The following is a 1,235-nucleotide window of genomic DNA, read 5'->3' on the forward strand; positions in this document are numbered from 1 at the left end:
AAGATTTTTGCAAAATTTCAGGAAGAGGGCAGGGGCCTCTTCATCTATCTGCGCGACGGCGCCGCGGGTGTACCTGCCCGTTCGGCGCATCAGCAGGTGGATTCCGAGGCCTTGCGGACGCAGCAGTGGCGCGAGGTCGGCCTTGGGGCGCAGATCCTGCGCGACCTCGGTATCAGCTCGATCCGGCTGCGCACCAATTCGCCCCGGACCTACGTCGGCCTGTCGGGCTTCGGCATCGAGATCACCGGCTACGAGCCGCTGGAGTAGGCGGCTCGTAAAATGATATGATCAGGGCAATGTTGCGCCCTGGTCAGCCGCCGACGTGCATCAGGTTGAGCATCATGTTCTTGAGGAACGTGCCCTCGGCGCCGCTGGTCGGCGTCGTCCGGCTGGAAAAGTCGACGACCTTGCCGTCGTCGATGCCGTAATTCGCGATCCGCGTGACCTTCTTCGTCTTGTCGAAGTAGACCGCGACGATGTGCTGGTCGATCAGTTTTGGCGGCATGAAGGCCAATTGGCGCGATGTCCGCTGGGAAATATAGTACCAGGCGTCGCCACCGACGGTGGATGTGGTGGAAGGCGTTCCCAGCAGAACCAGAACCTGCTCGGCCGTCGAGCCCTGTTTGACGTCCGCAAGAACCGCCGGATCGGCCTGGAAGCCGTGCGAGATTTCGCCATCGTAGCCGAGGCATCCCGCGAGGGAGGACGCGAGCAAGGCTACCGCGAGCAGCTTGGCGGGCGTCCGCCACATAGAGCCATCCCCAAGCACCCGGCCCATCGAGTCCTGATGCGCAACGCGCGACGCGGCGAGAATGAACTGCATAGCTTCTTTATGTCTCCGGCCACAGCCGTAAGGCGCCGCAAGTTTCACTTGCGTTCCAGGCTCGCGATGCCTACCCCCCGCTTGTGACGAAAGCAAGATGAGGCCAAGCTTCACGAGGGGCAATGCCTCGATCGGCTGTGACGGGACAGGGCCGGATTTATGATCTTCAGGCTATTCCGAGGCTCCGAGAACAGGGCCGTGATCGAAGCCTTGTATGCGGCGGTGGTGGTGGCGTCCCGGCACCCAGACCTGTTCACCGATCTCGGCATGAGCGACACGTTCGAGGGCCGTTTCGACTGCCTGACCCTTCACACAGCTCTTGTTCTGCGACGGCTCAACGCCCTCGCCGTGCCGGGGCCGGAAATGGCTCAGGACCTGATCGACACGGTGTTCCAGCATTTCGATCGCACGC

At 62.3% G+C, this 1,235-nt stretch carries 2 protein-coding genes and 1 pseudogene; 2 read left to right on the forward strand and 1 reads right to left on the reverse strand.

Going from position 1 to position 1,235, the window contains the following annotated elements:
• Positions 1-267 (forward strand): annotated as a pseudogene (locus GSQ79_RS22015) (3,4-dihydroxy-2-butanone-4-phosphate synthase); the annotation flags it as partial.
• A gap of 43 nt (positions 268-310) precedes the next feature.
• Here GSQ79_RS22015 and GSQ79_RS22020 read toward each other — a convergent pair.
• Entirely contained in the window at positions 311-823 is a 513-nt protein-coding gene (locus tag GSQ79_RS22020) for an outer membrane protein assembly factor BamE (protein WP_246725498.1), read from the reverse strand.
• A 198-nt stretch (positions 824-1,021) separates the two neighbouring features.
• Between GSQ79_RS22020 and GSQ79_RS22025 the strand changes: the two genes are divergently transcribed.
• The coding region (locus GSQ79_RS22025; protein ID WP_305764628.1) for a ubiquinol-cytochrome C chaperone family protein at positions 1,022-1,235 on the forward strand (214 nt) is incomplete at its 3' end.

It is taken from the genome of Beijerinckia sp. L45, assembly GCF_009765775.1.
Taxonomy (GTDB): Bacteria; Pseudomonadota; Alphaproteobacteria; order Rhizobiales; family Beijerinckiaceae; genus RH-AL1.